General features: G+C 43.4%; 14 protein-coding genes and 3 tRNA genes. 15 read left to right on the forward strand and 2 right to left on the reverse strand.

From position 1 onward, the window contains the following. Positions 1 to 42: 42 nt before the first annotated feature. Entirely contained in the window at positions 43 to 1,566 is a 1,524-nt protein-coding gene (gene gspE, locus AOC03_RS07705) for a type II secretion system ATPase GspE (RefSeq protein WP_062534798.1), read from the forward strand. A gap of 35 nt (positions 1,567 to 1,601) precedes the next feature. Here gspE and AOC03_RS07710 read toward each other — a convergent pair whose 3' ends face one another. Both AOC03_RS07710 and AOC03_RS07715 read right to left on the reverse strand, forming a co-directional pair. Continuing rightward, on the reverse strand, positions 1,602 to 2,090 hold the full coding sequence (locus AOC03_RS07710) for a RidA family protein (RefSeq protein WP_062534800.1): 489 nt from the start codon (positions 2,088 to 2,090) through the stop codon (positions 1,602 to 1,604). Between the two features lie 48 nt (positions 2,091 to 2,138). Next, the gene (locus AOC03_RS07715) at positions 2,139 to 2,825 is read right to left on the reverse strand and encodes a DUF4442 domain-containing protein (RefSeq protein WP_062534802.1); all 687 of its coding nucleotides are present in this window, start codon (positions 2,823 to 2,825) and stop codon (positions 2,139 to 2,141) included. Between the two features lie 290 nt (positions 2,826 to 3,115). Between AOC03_RS07715 and AOC03_RS07720 the strand changes: the two genes are divergently transcribed. From AOC03_RS07720 to AOC03_RS07785, 14 genes are all read left to right on the forward strand, one after another. Then, positions 3,116 to 4,555 (forward strand): McrB family protein, encoded by a 1,440-nt coding sequence (locus AOC03_RS07720; RefSeq protein WP_062534804.1) that lies wholly within the window; start codon positions 3,116 to 3,118, stop codon positions 4,553 to 4,555. Between the two features lie 34 nt (positions 4,556 to 4,589). Next, a complete protein-coding gene (locus tag AOC03_RS07725) occupies positions 4,590 to 6,071 on the forward strand; it encodes an McrC family protein (RefSeq protein WP_227514209.1) in 1,482 nt (493 codons plus the stop codon). Positions 6,072 to 6,402: 331 nt separating this feature from the next. Next, positions 6,403 to 6,479, forward strand: a tRNA-Pro gene (locus AOC03_RS07730). A 93-nt stretch (positions 6,480 to 6,572) separates the two neighbouring features. Continuing rightward, a tRNA-Arg gene (locus AOC03_RS07735) sits at positions 6,573 to 6,649 on the forward strand. Positions 6,650 to 6,689: 40 nt separating this feature from the next. Next, positions 6,690 to 6,765: transfer RNA gene (locus tag AOC03_RS07740), tRNA-His, on the forward strand. Between the two features lie 374 nt (positions 6,766 to 7,139). Continuing rightward, on the forward strand, positions 7,140 to 8,093 hold the full coding sequence (locus AOC03_RS07745; protein WP_062534809.1) for an AraC family transcriptional regulator: 954 nt from the start codon (positions 7,140 to 7,142) through the stop codon (positions 8,091 to 8,093). A 170-nt stretch (positions 8,094 to 8,263) separates the two neighbouring features. Beyond that, positions 8,264 to 9,280, forward strand: coding sequence for a hypothetical protein (locus tag AOC03_RS07750; RefSeq protein WP_062534811.1), 1,017 nt, complete (start codon positions 8,264 to 8,266; stop codon positions 9,278 to 9,280). A 135-nt stretch (positions 9,281 to 9,415) separates the two neighbouring features. Next, on the forward strand, positions 9,416 to 10,624 hold the full coding sequence (gene gspF, locus AOC03_RS07755; protein ID WP_062534813.1) for a type II secretion system inner membrane protein GspF: 1,209 nt from the start codon (positions 9,416 to 9,418) through the stop codon (positions 10,622 to 10,624). A 588-nt stretch (positions 10,625 to 11,212) separates the two neighbouring features. After that, complete coding sequence (gspG, locus tag AOC03_RS07760; RefSeq protein ID WP_062536602.1) at positions 11,213 to 11,593, forward strand: type II secretion system major pseudopilin GspG; 381 nt, start codon at positions 11,213 to 11,215, stop codon at positions 11,591 to 11,593. A gap of 296 nt (positions 11,594 to 11,889) precedes the next feature. Next, the gene (locus AOC03_RS07765) at positions 11,890 to 12,459 is read left to right on the forward strand and encodes a protein-disulfide reductase DsbD domain-containing protein (RefSeq protein ID WP_062534815.1); all 570 of its coding nucleotides are present in this window, start codon (positions 11,890 to 11,892) and stop codon (positions 12,457 to 12,459) included. 78 nt (positions 12,460 to 12,537) lie between these two features. Next, positions 12,538 to 14,769 carry a protein-disulfide reductase DsbD domain-containing protein gene (locus AOC03_RS07770; protein WP_062534817.1) on the forward strand — a complete coding sequence of 744 codons (2,232 nt, stop codon included), beginning with the start codon at positions 12,538 to 12,540 and terminating at the stop codon, positions 14,767 to 14,769. 123 nt (positions 14,770 to 14,892) lie between these two features. Continuing rightward, on the forward strand, positions 14,893 to 15,411 hold the full coding sequence (locus AOC03_RS07775) for a DUF3465 domain-containing protein (protein WP_204247902.1): 519 nt from the start codon (positions 14,893 to 14,895) through the stop codon (positions 15,409 to 15,411). A 278-nt stretch (positions 15,412 to 15,689) separates the two neighbouring features. Then, positions 15,690 to 17,111, forward strand: a complete 1,422-nt coding sequence (locus tag AOC03_RS07780; protein WP_062534819.1) for a phospholipase A — start codon at positions 15,690 to 15,692, stop codon at positions 17,109 to 17,111. Between the two features lie 111 nt (positions 17,112 to 17,222). Beyond that, the gene (locus AOC03_RS07785; protein WP_062534821.1) at positions 17,223 to 18,014 is read left to right on the forward strand and encodes a ComF family protein; all 792 of its coding nucleotides are present in this window, start codon (positions 17,223 to 17,225) and stop codon (positions 18,012 to 18,014) included. Positions 18,015 to 18,375: the final 361 nt, after the last annotated feature.

An 18,375-nucleotide genomic window follows, 5' to 3' on the forward strand; every position in this document is an offset into this window, starting at 1 on the left:
ACCTTTTAACCTGCACTATTTATCTTTTAGGGTATCTTTATTATGATGCAACTGCCGTACAGTTTTGCCAAACGCCATCAGCTGTTGATTATTCTAGCGATGGATCCTGAGCTGCCACCGACAGTGCTACTGACTAAAGCCACGCCATTATCGGCGATTAATGAGGCAGCGCGGTTTTTGCAGCAGCAAGGTGTACGCAGTGTGCCAGTATATGAAAGGGTCAGCGCCGACGATTTTGAAAAACGTATGAACGCGGCGTATGCGGGCAATACGGGTGAGTCACAGCATATCGCAGCAGGTCTTGAAGATCACCCTGACCTTGATAGCTTAGCAGATAGCGTTCCTGAGACCGAAGATTTGATGGATCAGCAAGATGATGCGCCCATCATTCGCCTGATTAACGCGCTATTATCCGAAGCCATTCGCCTAAATGCCTCTGATATTCATATTGAAACCTTTGAGAAAAGGTTAGTGGTGCGCTTTCGTGTTGATGGTGAGCTAAAAGAAATTATTACCCCGAAACGTCAATTAGCCCCATTATTAGTATCACGTATTAAAGTCATGGCAAAGCTCGATATTGCTGAAAAACGTGTGCCGCAAGATGGGCGCATTAGCTTACGGTTGGCAGGGCGTGAAGTCGACGTGCGTGTATCGACGTTACCGTCAAGCTTTGGTGAAAGGGTAGTAATGCGTCTGCTCGACAAGCAAGCCGGACATCTTAATATGACGTATTTGGGGCTTGCTGATAACGACTATGATGAGCTGAAGCGCTTAATTCATCGACCACACGGCATTATCTTGGTCACAGGTCCGACAGGTTCTGGCAAAACTACCACCCTTTATGCCGCATTAACAGACTTAAACGACCAAACGCGCAATATTTTAACCGCTGAAGATCCGATTGAGTTTCAGCTGGATGGCATTGGGCAAACGCAAGTGAATAATAAAGTCGATATGACTTTCGCTAAAAGTCTGCGTGCGATGTTACGGCAAGATCCTGATGTGGTGATGGTTGGGGAAATTCGCGATATTGAAACGGCTGAGATTGCGGTGCAAGCGTCACTCACTGGACATTTGGTATTATCAACTTTGCACACTAATACCGCGATTGGAGCGGTTACGCGCTTGCAAGATATGGGTATTGAGCCTTTTTTATTATCGTCATCATTGATTGGCGTGGTGGCACAACGCCTCGTGCGCACGCTATGTACGCATTGTCTGACATGGCAACTTGCGGATACAGAGCAGGCTAAATTATTTACTGAAATTGGTATTAACGCTGAGACTGCGGTTAATCTTCCTAAAGCCGTTGGTTGTGATAAATGCAATCAGTCAGGATTTAAAGGGAGAACCGCGATATATGAAGTGGTGCCCATTGATGATGATATGCGGCGCATGATTCATAGCAATACCGCAGAATATGAGCTAGAAGCCTATGCGCGTAAGCAAACGCCTTCGATTCGCGCTGATGGTTTGCGTAAAGTGATTGCAGGGCGCACAACGTTAGAAGAAGTCTTGCGCGTCACCAAAGAGAGCGCCCTACTTGAGGACGCTTTGATAGTTTAATTCAAGACATTGATTCGATATTTTAATGGAATGTCTTATTTTGCTGCGATACATTCAATCTCAACGCTCGCGCCTGCTGCTAACTCTGCCACACCAAAGGCTGAGCGTACCGGATAAGGCTTAGCCAGCTCGGTTTGATAGACTTTATTAAAGTCAGAAAAGTCATCCATATCGGTGAGCATAGCGCTACATTTGATGATGTTGGACTTTTTATAACCATATTGTAATAACACCGCTTGGATATTATCTAATGCTTGCTTGGTTTCAGTTTTGATACCACCCTTGACTAATTTGCCATCTTTAAAGCCAATTTGCCCTGACATATATAAAGTATCGCCAACGCGTACCGCATCAGAAAAAGGATACTTGCCGCCATCACCATAAAAAATTGGGGCGGTTTTACTCACAGCGATAGGTGCTGCTGCCGGAGCCGCTGTGGCGCTCATGGTCATAGTTAGTGCACACGCGCTCGCCAGTAACACAGATGATAAAGTGCTCGTAAGCGTTTTAGTATGAGTAGACATTATAATTTCCTTATTATTCGAGTGTTTTATTATTGATGTGCGTTCAATTCATGCTGTCTGAGCATTCTCATCTTTATTTTCAGGGGCTTGTTCTTGGTTGACCTCTTTGCCTTGTCGGCGTGCTTCTAACTCAGATTTGGGTATCCACGCCCACGTCATCTCAACCACGATGGGATCACGCTCACGGTCTGATTCACGGTCATTAATCACGCAAGGAATGACCATTTCACCTTTAGGCGTATTTAAAATATCTAAGCGCTGCTCATCGGATAAGGTGGCGATAGCGGCAACTTGACCTTTGGTAAGCGGGCGATAAAAATTAACGGAGTAGGATTTAATCAGCAATATCCGATCGGAGGGTAAATTTAACCCCAATATAAAACCAGTGGCGGTTTCGGCAAGTAAAGTCACGGCAACCGCATGAATAGAGCCAATATGATTTTGCACCGCCTTGCTATTATTTAAGCTGACCACGACTTTATTGGGTTCAACGGTTTCGTAACAGATGCCCGTCGTGCCCACATACGGCACCACTTTACCAAACGCTTTGGATAAAACAGTTGAGCGTACCGCAGCTGGTAAATATTTAGTGACGGATAATAACTTGGTAAATTGATTTTTCACTGGCTTGACTTTAATGTTGGCAGTGTCCATTTGAGGGTTGAGCGTATCAGCAGTTTTGGCTGGTAAGGTAGCATTGGATGTAGTGGGTATTTTTTTTAATAATCCTGACATACGATATTCCTCAAAATGACGATGGTGACAATTTTAGAAGTAGCGACTTGAAAGCAAAAACCGTTAATGGGCGGCTATCTGCGTCTAGTCATGTTAGCATTAACCGCTCTAGTGCCACTATTATTAGCATAGACTTGTGCGCTCATAAAGTAGTAGTCACGTAACGAATCGCGCGGCGAGTGCTTATTAATGGGTTTTTATACCCTATTGTTATTACCCTTTTATGGCTTTAATTATCATTTAATAAACCATCAAATGGTTATCATGTGTTTTTAATACTGAGTTAAGTTATGCCAAATACGCCTGTCAATATCATCTATACCGGTGTCGCTGGCACGGGAAAAACCTACCAATTGCTGCAAATTGCTCAGTACTATACCGATCATTTAGCGGCTGTTGATGCTAAGCAACTACTGGCGCAACTGCTATACGAATTGAGCTGGCGAGAGGTTATCTGTTTAATTTTTTTAGAGTTAAAAACGCAGCAACAGGATTTAGTAAAAGTGCCTGAAATTTTAGCACATGAGTTTTTTGTGGCGAAAGCCATGAATAACGAGCGTGATAAAAATTTAAGCAATACCGCATGGTCAGTGCTACAAATGCATAGTCCAATGCATTCTCAAACGGTCGATTATAAAAAGCGTGCTAGCCAAGCCTATTTTGATAAAGATGAGAGCGGAGCATGGTTTTTATTGGCTGAGAGCATGAGTTTATTAGCAGAATTGTCTGAGCGATTGGCGGAGTTTCGGCAGGCACAGCGTGATAGTGTACCCGTCAATAAGCAGCGTTTTAGCATGGTTAGCTTTCATCAAGCGTATGGTTATGAAGAATTTGTTGAAGGCATTCGTCCAGTTATTGGTGCAAATACCCAAGCGCAAATTCGCTATGACATTCAAGACGGCGCATTTTTACAACTGTGCCAACGCGCCGCTAATGACTCAGAGCAGCGTTATGCGATGCTCATTGATGAGATTAACCGTGCCAACGTCTCACGAGTATTTGGTGAGCTGCTAAGTTTGATTGAGTCAGATAAACGCGCTGGTCTTGCCAATGAAATGCAGGTGCAGTTAGCCTATTCTGGGCGTGCCTTTAGCGTCCCTGCGAACGTTGATATCTATGCCACCATGAATACGCAAGACCATTCTTTAGCGCCCCTTGATATGGCATTGCGTCGTCGTTTTCGCTTCATAGATTGTCCACCACGACCTGAATTATTGCCCATTATTAATATCTTGGACAATAAAAATTCTGATAGTAGATTGACCAATAACAGCACCGATAAGCAGTCAACAAACGAAATTGATTTAGCAAAACTATTATCGGGTTTAAATCATCGTATTATCCAAACCTTAGGACAAGAGGCGCAACTGGGTCATGCTTTTTTATGCTCAGTACAGACCTTAGAACAATTGCAAATCGCTTTAACTGAGCAAATTATCCCACAGTTAGCGCAAGCTGCTGCTGGGCAAGTGCATATTTTGCAGTATTTATTTCATGATGAGCAGCAGACGTTTAGTGAGCAGTTTATTCAAGATATTCAAGCGGCACTTAATCCATCACGCCATCTTAGTGAGCAGGCAAGTACCGATAATTATAGTCAAATGTTTGCCAGTCAACAGATATTCTTAGGTCAAGAAATGAGTAACAATGGCTATGTTATCAATCCCGATTTAATTGCCAAGACTGGTGAATTTGCGCAAGCTGCCATATACCAGCGCTTGTATGAATAAAGAACATCAATGAAGAGTGTCAATGAGAGGCATCATGAGGACTAACTCAGTGATTACCGTATTTGAGCATCAGCGTTTAACGGTCACTGACTTTTTACAGGCTGCTGATTTTGCTTGGTTAGTCGCGCAGGAGTTTACCGTCTTTACGATTAAGCGACAGCGTGGACAGTGGCAGCTAAAAGTGGGGCATTATATTGGGATTATTATGCTACCTAGTGGCATGATGCTTGAGATATTACCCAAAACCGTTGCCAGTATGCAGGATACTCATAGCGCTCAACAGGACAATATATCGCTGACCCGCCACTGGGTACAACGGATGCTGACGGATTTAATCAGTGGCGGTAGCGACTCGCCTAGCAAGATGCCACATAACAAGAATTTCGGACAATTCAGTCAGCATCTGACGCCATTGCTGAATCAAACGCCACCCTTATCGCAGTGGTTAGCCACCCAGTTTTTGCAGCGCTTGTCTGCTTACCAACCGAGCAAACACTACCAAACGCAGGTTTATAATCAGTCGCGGTTACAAGGCAAGTTATTGATTAAAGAACAAATGCGCCGTAATGGCGCGCAGCCGCATAAATTCGTCAGTGAAGTCAGTATGCTGAGCCAAGATATGCTGAGCAATCGCCTGATTAAAAGTGCCTTACTATTGCTGACACCGCTATTCAACGCAAATTTATTTCCCAAGCCCTTATTATCCAAAACAGTAATCGCATGGCAACACGTAACCGCGCTGAATCCTCATGAATGGCGGCAATTGCAGCCATTGTACTTATCCGCGAAACATCAACTGCGCAGTCAGCCGTTGACGCAGCAGCAATTACAACAAGCACAGCAACTATTAGAGATGGCTTATTGGTTGCTGCAAGGGCAACAAGCGACGATCAATGCCAGTAGCAGCCTACACGATGACAAGCAGCCTACACAGAGTACGCCTCAGCTACGGCTATGCTTATTGATAAATATGAATCAAGCGTTTGAGCAGTGGGCTAGTCAAAGGATTGCTATTTTATTTAATCAGCGTGACGAGCATGCTCAGCCGCTCTATCAGACCTTGTACCAGCCGCGTGACGTTTGGCTGCGTGATGACAGCGGGCAGACCTGTTTGTCTATTCAGCCTGATGTCTTGATTTATCACATGGTGAATAAATATGATGAGAATAAGAAAAATATCCTGTTAAATAAAAAACATTCTCCTCACATCACTAGCAATGATAGTAATAGCAAAAATGACAATCACGTACTACAGTGCAGTCATGTTATCGATATTAAATGGAAGCATCTCGCGCAGACGCGCGATATCAGCGCCAGTGACGCCTATCAGCTCACCAGCTATGCGCAGGCGTATCACGCTGAACAAGTTTGGCTTATTTATCCCGTAACCGACCATAAAAGACAGCCTGTGTTACTTACGCAAGCGAAATACAGGGTAAATTGCCATGCTGGATTGTGGCTCATGCCTTTTAATGTGCTCACAGGAACGGTAAATCAGTTACTTTCTATCGAGTAATCACGGTTTTTATAAAAATAATCCTGCGATGAGCGTCATAAAATACAGTTGCATGCTGCTCACATTCATACAATCACCGTCAACATAAGCCCCAACGGTGAGTATTTGCCCTATCTAATCATGAAATAAGTATAAAAAATGGCAAAAAATCGTAAAAAAGGGCATAAATCGCTAAAAAAGTGCAAATTTATGAAATTAATTGAAAATAGGTGTTGACACAATCGTCGTTACCCCTTAATATGTGCACCTCGATAGCAACAAACATTAACGAGTTAGCAGCTTCACCGTTAACCACTTAATCAGCGAAGTTATCGAGATGATAGATAAGTATCGGAGTGTGGCGCAGTTTGGTAGCGCATCTGGTTTGGGACCAGAGGGTCGTAGGTTCGAATCCTATCACTCCGACCATCTATTTTAAGAGCCTTACAGGCTTTTTTTTATGTATAATGGTTTAGTTTCTGCAACTATGATTCTACTAAAATATATAAAAGTCATCTAAGAGCGCCTGTAGCTCAGTTGGATAGAGCATCTCCCTTCTAAGGAGGTGGCCGCAGGTTCGAATCCTGCCAGGCGCACCATTTAGCCTGCAAATTTTGTCTATTATTGACAATAGTTATGGCGGTTGTAGCTCAGTTGGTAGAGCCCCGGGTTGTGATCTCGGTTGTCGTGGGTTCGAGTCCCATCAGTCGCCCCATATTTTATCCTGTATTTCCTCTTATAATCTATCTTTACCATCCTCACATTAATTAAATAATTCTTTAATTAGAATACTCTTGCCAATTTTGGCAATTTTTTGCGTCTGCATTTTATACTATGGCTAATGATTAGACTCAGGCTTTGCCGCTGTGTGGTGTCATTTTGCCTCCAATTCACTCATATATCGTTAGTGCTTATATCTTACAAGCAATCATAACTTAAGTATGTTCTACTTTTTAGATCAAGATTTGTGTGTAGCGTATGTATATTCTCACTTGCAGTCCACGTTAAGCGATTTTTCTTGTGTAATGTCTATTAGGTAGTTTATTTTGCTACGTTTGGCTCATTGCCATATATTTAAGGATAGAGTCTATGGACGCGTTGAGCATGTTATTGGAGAACGTGCACTTAAGCGAGACAAAATATTATCGTCTGACAGGCTCGGGTAATTGGTCGTATTCAATCACAAGAAAAGATACTATTTTATTTTATCTGGTTATATCCGGTAGCTTTTGTATGGATGTGGGTGGGAGCTTGCGCCAAGCTCATGCTGGCGATATGATTATGATTCCTAATACGTATCAGCATGTGTCTTATGCCATGGAATATAACGGTGATAATGCTCAAGCGCTCGATGATAAGCTACTTCATTGTAAAGAACATGCCATTACTTTGAGTGATATTGAGAATAGTGAGGAGATTGGCGAGTCAAACTCTTGTGTCATATTGATTGAATGTCAATATGATAAAGAAATGGTTCGACCCTTATTGTCTGTGCTACCGTCTATTTTACCTGAGATACATGATTTACCAGAGAGTCGTTTTGAAGTCATTGATGTCGCTATTAAGCTGCTGGCATTAGAGTCTGAATATGAGCGTATTGGTAAGACGGCGGTTATCAATCATTGGGCAAGTATTATGATGATTGAGTGTTTACGTACGTATATTGAACGCTTGCCAGAGGCGACAGATAACTGGTTACAGGCGATGAAAGATCCATATTTAGCAAAAGCGCTGGCTGCGATGCACCAAGCACCAGACCAAAACTGGACGATTCATCAGTTGGCTGAGGTCGCTGGTATGTCGCGCTCTAGTTTTGCGCAGCGTTTTAAAGACAGTGTGGGTATGCCGCCACTCACTTATTTGATTGATTATCGTCTGCGCTTGGCAGCGCGTTATTTGCGCTTACAACAAAATAGTATCAGCCGTATCAGTGAGCTGGTGGGTTATGCGTCAGACTCTACGTTTAGCCAAGCGTTTAAACGCGTTTATGGTGTGTCACCAAAAGTCTATCGTCAGCAGTATCGAAAAAAAGTAATGGCGTAACTTCCCTTTGCATGAATTGTCTTTTGCTATTAGCAAAGCTGACAACGTTCGTGGGTTCAGGTACTATAGAGCCGTAAGTTGTCTGCATATCATTGTTGGTGATAGCACGCTATTTTCCCACCAGTATACGCGCTAAGATGACATTTATTTTCTACTGGTGATGGTATGTTATGACCCAACCGACCGTGAAGACCCATATTAAGCCCAGTGCCGACTCAGGTGCTAATCAAGGCTTGTCTGTATCTGCTACAGATGAGGGCAGTCTTGCATCCAAGCGAGCTAGTCAACCACAGCATTCTGATAATACGCCCGATAGCGAGTTGCCAGTGCTGGATAAGGCTGAGCTATTGGCGTTATTTACGTTGCCTGCCAGTCATCATGTTAATACGGATACAGACGATACTAATGTGGCAATGCAGCGCGTGGCAAACTATCGCATGCAGCATGAGCGTACCCGACAGTTATATATGGCGTCTGCGCAGACGCGCCCAACTTATTTGGTGCAAACGCTCAAGTCGCAGTTCGTAGAATATCAGCAGTATTTACTGGCGCAACAGTTGGATAAACGTGGCTTACTTGATACAGAAGCGCTAGAGCGTTTATGGCAACAGCTGCATGTGGTCGATGACATTATCGCTGATATTATGCATCACATGCCGGCACAACAACCTGCCGGCTGGCAGCTCAGCGTGCAAGATGGTCACAATCCATTATGCTTGCCCACCGTTGGCAAACTCAAACATTCCAAGCCTATACCAGACCAAGCCAGCCTTAACAGCTATGTTCTGGGGCATTTTGGGGTCAGTAGCTTCACTTATGATCGCGGCTATTATATTGGTCATGTGATGGGCTATTTATTCAGCTGTTATTTTTATGCGCATCTGTCTATCAGCTATAGCGTTACCGCGCTTGGTGAATATGTCGTTGCCGACTATGACTACGCGAGCCTTGAGACGCCGCATATGGTGCGCTTGTTACAAGGGCTTGACGGTTATTGTAAAAAACGTATTTATCAGTTGGCGGTTATTTGTGCCCGCCTCAGTGTCTATGCTTCGGATAAGCGTATTGAAAAAATGCTCATCACCGAGGTCAATGACTTTGATAAAAAATTGCAGCAGCAGCATTTAGATATTTTGTTGTTACAAGGTATGATGCCTGATACTCATGACTCAACACCGCTGTTTTAGCTGATGTTTTACGCTGTTTTAGCCAATATTTTAATAGTGCCAATTTTTTTCATATCATTATTTTATACCGTCATTTTATCTCTATAACATCGACCGATAATTTGCTATTTGGTCTGCTCTAGGATGCGCAACGCTATGCCTGCTTATCATTATAAAGCGCTTGATGAACAGGGCGTCGTCCAAAAAGGACTGTTAGAGGGCGACTCTGCGCGGCAAGTGCGGCAGCAGCTGCGTGACAAACGCTGGACACCGATGGAAGTTGGCGCGGTCAATGCTAACAATAGCCAAAATCGCAATAAAAACCGTTATAAAAAACCTTCTGCTTATGAGTTGGCATTATTGACCCGTCAGCTTTCTGTACTACTCGCAGCCGGTATTCCCCTTGAAGAAACCCTTGCTGCCGTCGCCAAACAATCCCCAAAAACACATATTAAATCGCTCATGCTTGCCGTGCGCTCGCATGTGTTAGAGGGCTTAAGTTTAGCGCGTGCTTTACAACAAGCCACCAGTTTTCCACCATTGTATATTGCTACTATTGCCGCTGGTGAAAAGTCAGGGCATTTAGATTTGATTCTTAATCAGCTTGCCGATTACACCGAAAACCGCTTTGCGCTGCAAAAGAAAATTCAAGGGGCGATGGTTTATCCTATCGTCTTAATGGTCATGGCAATTTCCGTCATTATGGGGCTAATGAGCTTTGTCGTGCCCAAGATTGTGAAAGTGTTTGAGCAATCGGAACAGGCGCTGCCACTGATTACGCAAGTGGTGCTTGCCTTATCAAATGCCATTACGCAGTGGTGGTGGCTAATACTATTGGTATTGGCAGGCGCGGCGTTTTTATCTTATCGCTTTGCGCAGACGCAGGCGGGCAAGCTTGCCATTGATAGTCTGGTGCTCAGATTACCGATACTCGCGCGTCTCTCGAAGGGACTGAATGCCGCCCGTTTTGCCAGTACTCTCGCCATCTTGGTGCGCTCAGGCGTACCGTTAATTGAGGCGTTACACATTGGTGCAGCGGTCACCACTAATTTACACATTAAGAAAACCATTATTCAGGCGGCGGATAGAGTGACTGAGGGTGCAAGTTTGTCCAGCCAGCTCGATAAATCGCGTTATTTTCCACCGATGATGGTACAAATGATAAAAAGTGGCGAGAACTCTGGTGAGCTTGAAAGTATGCTGAGCCGTGCGGCTGCCATGCAAGAAGCCGAAGCCACCAATTTTATCAGCACCTTGCTATCATTACTTGAGCCGTTAATGTTGGTATTGATGGGTGTGGTGGTAATGATTATTGTGATGGCGGTGATGTTGCCGATTGTGAATATGAATGATTTGGCGGGCTAGTTTCAGTTATTTATTCAAATGCTTTATTTTATTTTTTATTGTCTTGTTTGGTTCAATCGGTTTGAGCTTGTCACTTAAACCACTTACTATTTACTACTGCAAAACTTTTCCGTACCTCTTCCCTATTACATCTCTATATTCTTCATTTTTAGTCTATCAATTTAACTTAAGATTAATTTAACTTTCTTAAGTTTTGCTTACTGTTGTAGATTGTTAGCCTACTTCTCCTTTTGCTGTTGGTCATTTAAAAGTTAAGCTATAGTGATTGCCATAGTTTATGGTATTTAATTTATAGTGTTTAAGTAATGCTGCTGCTGAAAATGAGATTGAGTAAACATTGTCATTATTGCCCCCATAATAATATATGAGCAAAGGTAGATAAATATAAAACCATCGTCTATAGTGATTATCATTTAGTCATTAACCTTTACGTTAATGCTTTAACACCTAACCGTGATGACCGACGCTATGACTATGAACACCCAAACACCAATATATACGCTAAAAGATTATTCTGTCTCCGATACTCAGCCCAAAGTCACCAGTGCCGGTCGCCACAATCAGTCTGGTTTTACCCTTATTGAAATTATGGTGGTGATTGTTATTTTGGCGATTCTTGCTGGGTTAGTCGTGCCAAAAGTGGTGGGGCAAAGTGACAAAGCTCGCGTGAAAACTACGGAAACGGCGCTAGCAACCGTATCTAATGCGCTGGATATGTATAAGATTGATAATTCGCGTTATCCAACAACAGCCCAAGGGTTAGAGGCGCTAACCACACCGCCTGCGGATGCCAAGAATTATCCTGAGGGTGGCTATATTAAAGGTGGTTATCCAACGGATGGTTGGGAAAACGAGATGCAGTACGTTGCTCCCGGTAGCGAGGGTCGTCCTTATGATTTATTTTCGCTTGGGGCGGATGGTCAGCAAGGTGGCGAGGGTCAAGACGCTGATATTTATGCTCAGCTATAGCGTAATATCTATGCTCAACTATAGTGTGATGGCGATGCGTTCAATACCTGTGCGTTCAATAACTATGCGTTAAATACACAATACGAGATTTATGCTTAGTATCTGAGCCGTCACTCGGGGTCAATAAATATCAACCAATAAGGTGTTATTGGTTGATATTTTTTATGACGATATGGAATGAACGTCACTCCAAATAATGTTTTGCAATTCATGTTTTGCAATTATTACCAAGACTATAAAAAGTATCATTTAGTATTAACGTTAATCATTAAAGCCGCAATCAAAGGTAGTTACTCATGTCAATTAAGATACCAACATCGCAATCAGTCACTAATATAAAACCTCCTTTCAAAAAGTCTGTTGTCTTTGCGCTTACCTTAGCCAGTGCCTCCTTATTTACAGGATTGCTGACAACGTCAATGACCGCGCAAGCTGCCAGTTTGAATGATTTATTTGGTAATGCCCAAAGCAGCACGAAGTCGAAGTTTTTGCCAGTCGGTGAAGCTTTTCAAGTGACTAGCAGTAGTCAAGCGACGTCTATAGGCACAAAATTTTCGATTAATTTTGATATCACTCCCGGTCATTACGTCTATAAAGACCGAATTACCTTTAGTTTTCCTAAAGGTGTCCGCGCCACGCCCTTTACCTTTAGTCAGTCGCCCGTTTCCATTAATGATCCCACTTTTGGTAAAGTGCCCGTATTTACCCAAAGAAATGTGGTGGCAACCACGACGCTGACCTCGACGACGGGTAAGCCGATAAAAAATGCTGCTGTTGTTATTGGCTGGCAAGGTTGTGCCAAAGCGGGGCTGTGTTATCCACCCGAAAAAATTAAAACTACCGTTAATATTGCGGCACGTAAATAGCGAGTATCAAGACACTCTTAGATGAGCCTGTTGTATGAGCAAGTCTGTTTAAATATTGGTAATAAAAGGTAGCCCTTCATGTCTATAAAGACGCCGACAAAAAAATCATCGGTAAATACAAAAACCACTTCTAAGAAGTCTTATATTTTTGCGCTTGCGGTCGCCAGTACCTCGCTGGTTACTGGACTGACTGCCACGACAATGACGACTCAGGCAGCCGGTTTGGGTGATTTATTTAGCAGTGATAAAAGCGGCGCACAACAGAAGTTTTTACCCGTTGATAAAGCCTTTCAGGTCAGCAGTACGACAAAAGCGGTCGCTAATGGTACGCGTGTCTTGATTAATTTTAATATCACGCCTGAACATTATGTCTATAAAGATCGCATCAAGTTAGAGCTTCCTGCTGGCGTGAGCGCCACGCCCTTTACTTTTAGTCAGAAGCCAGTCTCGATTGATGATCCAACCTTTGGGCGCGTACCAGTATTTGACCAAACCAATGTAGTGGCGACGACCACTTTGACTAATACTAGCGGTAAAAGTGTCGAGAAGGGCGCAGTAGTTATTGGTTGGCAAGGCTGTGCCAAAGCAGGTTTGTGTTATCCACCAGAGAAGATTAAGACCACGGTTACTATAGCCGCAACATCGCAAAAATTAGCGCCCACATCTGTGATTGCTACCAGTAACAGCAATATCAGTAATTCTGCAAATACAGATGTCGTGCCAGTAGCTAGTACCTTGGCGCAAAAAAGCACCAATACTGCTGACAATGTCGTAAACACCATAACGGGTGCGGATACGCCTACTGAGAATGGGCGCAATGCTGCTGTATTAAATGAGCAACAGCCCCAAGAAGGTGAGGGTATTGATGGTGATTTAATAGAGAATACCTCGGTAGAGGATAGCACTGCTATTAATACGATTTCTGGTGCCGATAGCAATACGATATCTGGAGCAGACAGCAACACCATCAGTGGTGCTGATACTGCTAATAGCAGTGACGTTGTTGCTGCCAATGACTTAGAAGACAGTGACCCTTTCGGTTTAGCGAAGCATCCTTGGTTGGCATTGGGTTTATTATTCTTAGCAGGTCTAGGCTTAGCATTTACGCCTTGTGTGCTACCGATGTTGCCTATTGTCGCTAATATTGTCGCTCGTCAGCAAAATCCAACGGTGAAAAAAGGCGTTATTTTAACCACCAGTTATGCGGTAGGCGTCTCTATTGCTTACGGTATATTAGGGGCGTTGATTGCTGTATTCGGTGAATCCTTGGGTATTATCGGTTGGCTACAAAACCCCATTATTTTAATTGGTTTTGCCATCGTTTTTGTCTTGTTAGCCTTATATATGCTGGAAGTATTTAGCATCCGTTTACCCCGTGCTATTGTTAGTAAAATGCAAGGCTTAAGCCAAGCTGGTGATAGTAAGTTAGGCAGCGCGGGCGGTAGTTTAGCGGCTGGATTTTTATCAGCGCTGGTGGTGTCACCTTGTGTATCTGCGCCTTTATTTGGCGCATTACTTGCTGTTTCAACGATAGGCAATCCGCTGCTAGGATTTGCGGCATTATTTATGTTGGGCTTTGGTTTATCCGCACCGCTTATTTTAATTGGGGCAACTCAAGGCAGTATCATGCCAAAAGCGGGCGAGTGGATGAATTGGGTTAAGCAAGGCTTTGCGTTATTGCTATTTGCAGTGGCGTTATTACTCATTGAGCGCGTGTTCGTATCACCAGTCATGTTGTTAGTGTGGGCGCTATGGTTTATGGTCGTCGCCACATGGGCATGGAGCTGGTTGGGTAAAGGTCGAATGTTATCCCAAGCACTTGGTTTGGTGGCGGGCATTTGGGCAGCATGTCTGATTATTGGTGCTGCATTGGGTAATAATGATAGCTTGCATCCGCTAGAGTCATTGAGTGCGGCTCCGATGATGCTACAAGCAGCCGACGGACAAGCTAGCGGTAATAGCGGTGTTAATAATGTGTCAGATACCAAAATCACCACGCTCGCAGAACTTGATGCTATCACTGCGGCAAATCCGAAAGTCTTGGTCGATTTGACCGCAGATTGGTGTATTGAATGTCGTATTATGGATAAAAATTTATTTACCAATCGCCCTGCACAGATGCAAGATTGGCAATTGGTGAGACTCGATATTACGGATACCACCGCAGATTCAAAAGCCATCTTAGCGCGTTATCAATTATTTGGTCCACCAACGCTGCTATATTATCAAGATGGTGAATTGGTTAAGAAACAAGTGGGCGAGACGGGTCGCGCGGAGTTCGAGCAAACATTGACAGCGTTGAATCAATAACGCAAAATCACAACCTCTTAATCTTAAACATCATCAACGAGCCAGCACGACTATAAAACAGTTGCTGGCTCGTTTTTTTATCAAATGCATGTTCTACTGTCTTTAAAAAATGATGCTACTTCTATGAAAAATATTGTCACCTTAAATAGGCTTATCAATCAGACTCGGTATGTAGCAGTAAGCTTGCTTACTGCCACAATAATGCTGAGCGGTTGCCAACCAAGCGATTCGTTATCGTCAGCGACGGTTCAACGTAATGATAGTAATGGTGTGTTCAAAGAAAGCACTATCAATATTTGTCAAAATGACACCGTAATGCAAGCTTTTACCGCCAAACAATCAAAGCGTCAAGTTAAGGGCTGCGGCATAATTATCAAAGCCTTGCCTGATGATAATGAAGGCAGCCGTCATCAAAAAATACTGATTGAGCTTGCTGACGTCAATCCTAAGCAAACGTTATTATTGGTGCACAATATTGACTTAGCACCGCGCGTGGCTGATGTCGCAAAAGGTACGCCACTGAGCTTTTATGGCGAGTACGTTTATAATGAGAAAGGTGGCTTGGTACACTGGACGCATCATGATCCTGCAGCGCGACATCAAGGCGGTTGGATTGAGAGTGGTGGCGTCCGTTATGAATAACGCGGCATGATCGTATTAAAAAGATGTCTCATGCGTCATGAGTAAATAATCAATCAATCCTAGTAACATGCGCGTATTTTCATTACAATAAAGTAACATTCTAAAAGCAGTGATGCCAACCCAGCATTGCTGCTTTTAATACCTATATTCCTCTTATTTCTATATTAGCGCCCAGTTGACTGCTTACCTGTAATGGTGACGAAGTGGTGACGCTAATGATTATATCAGTCACTTCAGAGACTCTGCTGGTTGCAATACTAGTAAGATAAAGGACATTTATGTTTGTTCATACTTTCTCAACGCCTCAATCTCCCAAGCAGGGTGCCCAGACTTATCTGAGCGTGACCGTTGGTTTGATGATGAGCTGCCTTGCGGTGTCGGCGCAAGCGGCGAATAGCCAGTCTTCTATAACCGAGCTGCCCGTAGTGACTGCAACCACACCGAATACCAGCATTACCTCAACGCAAACCGTTCATAAACGCTTAAAATATCTCACTGCTCCCGTTGATAATGGCGTATCAGTCAGCGAAGAATTTATCGCGATGCAGACGAATCTGTTTTTTGAATGTACGCAAGTTCAGAGCGATGCAGCACGACTAGCATGTTTTGATAAGGTTGCAGAGCAAGGTAAAACGCCAAGTTATACTACGGCGAAACAGCCTCTAGATCTCGTCAAAACATTGCAAAGTACGATTTCAGGCAATCCGCAAGTTATCTTGGCTGAAAACGTAACACCTATTAATGGAAATACGGTTGTAGAGGCGGATACGGTCGTAGTCAGTAGTCAGCCGATATCGCCAGAATACTTGGATAACGGTAAAGTAAAAACTGACGCGCAAATTTTAGAAGACGTAGGCGTGACCCAAAATGATATCGAAAAATACACCCCGTTAAGCTTAGCTTATGACTTGGATAAGAATAGTGAACGAGGCACATGGTCAGCGCGTCCGCATCGTCCTATGTATGTATTACCTTTATTTTATAGTACCAACCCTAATCGTAATCCAAGTACCCCCAGTCAAGAAGAAGTCAATTTTACCTCTGATGAGATGCGTAATACTGAGCTAAAACTACAAGTATCTATTAAAACTAAAGTGGCTGAAGACTTATTTGGGACTAGCGCTGATATGTGGTTTGGCTATAGCCAACTGTCGCATTGGCAGGTTTATAATCAGAAGAATTCACGTCCATTCCGTGCGACTGACTATGAGCCGGAGGTTTTTATAACCCAGCCTGTGAAGGCTAATCTGCCCTTTGGTGGGCGTTTACGGATGCTCGGCGTAGGGGCATCGCATCATTCAAATGGTCAGTCTGACCCGTTATCGCGCTCATGGAATCGTGCCTATGTGATGGGCGGTGCTGAATGGGGTAAATTTGCGATAGTGCCAAGAATATGGTCGCGTATCAGTACCGAAAATGACGATAGTGATGATAACCCAGATATCGAAGACTTCATGGGTCACGGCGATGTCACTTTCTTATATGATTTACCAAATAAGCAAAGCCTCAGTGGCACCCTACGCTATAACCATAAAACTGAAAAAGGCGCGGTACAGTTGGATTACGTTTATCCGCTGACTAACAATGTCCATGGCTATCTGCAACTGTTCCGCGGTTATGGCGAGTCTATTATTGATTACAATCAAAAAAATACTGCAATCGGCGTTGGGATTATGCTGAATGACTGGAAAGGTCTGTAGTTATAAAACTTGTAAGCATAAAGCTTATAAGAATAAAGCCGATAATACACAGAGCTTTCATATCAGACACGCCAATGGTACTTACCGTAGTTATTTATATAGTGGTCATTTATGCGTCGTTTAGCACCGTACCAAAGTGGCTTATGGCTGGCAGAGTATCTGAATAGTCGCTGTCAGCTTTGCCGTGTGACCCGTAGTGACCCACCATTACCACGCTCATTTAACAATGATGCCAGTGGTTCGGTCAGTCGTCTGAGGTCATTGTCTAGCCGCTATTTTAATAAAGGGTTGTTATGTCAGCGTTGTCATGAGCATATCATGTGGCTGCCTGCTCCCTTTAATATTGATGTCGTCGCAGGCACGTCACTAGCGATTCAAGCGGCGAGCTATTATGAGTATCCTATTCGCCAAGCCATTCGCGCTTTTAAACACCATGAAGACATGACGAAGTTACCATTATTGGTGCATACCTTACGTCAATTGCCACGTCCTCATGGTTGCCATGCAGCCAACAGCGTCATTATTCCTATGCCAACGACGAACAGCAGGCTTATGAAGCGCGGTTTTGACCCTGTAACGGTCTTATGCGCTTATTTATCTAAACATTGGCAAATCCCACTATGGCATGGCGTGCAGCGTATTGACAGTACGGTCAGGCAACAAGGCTTGAGCCGCGCTGAACGCTTAACCAATCTGAATAATGCCTTTGTCCTCACCGCAAAACCACCTGTTAAACGTCTGCTATTATTCGATGATGTTGCCACGACAGGCGCGAGTTTGCAGGCGTTAGCGGGTACGCTACTTGCTCAGTCTATCACGCCTCTTAATGCCTATATTCCCATTACTCATCCCTATCATATTAGCGCCTACGCACTTGCGCATGGTAGTCATCGTCATCAATGATAACCCTACCATGCTCAGTATCCTCACCATATGATAAAAATCACACACTGACTTTTAGTGTTATTTTTATGTATAATGAACATTGCTAATTTGTATCTTTATACTGTGTAATCAATAATTTTAAAATAGATAACCTTTAATTTATGCCTAATCACGGTAAAGGGATCACACCCTAAACCGAGGTGTAATCCTATAGATATAGTGGAATGAATATTGCAATGTTAATAAAATAATTGATGAATAAAATATATTCATCATAAGTTACTTAGATGTCAGGTAGATGTCAGTTGTTTGATGACGAATGCTTTGTTAATAGAAGGATTCATCGTCATTATTTGAAAATCGGTAGTAGTCAGTCATA

The organism is Psychrobacter urativorans (genome assembly GCF_001298525.1).
Taxonomy (GTDB): Bacteria; Pseudomonadota; Gammaproteobacteria; order Pseudomonadales; family Moraxellaceae; genus Psychrobacter; species Psychrobacter urativorans_A.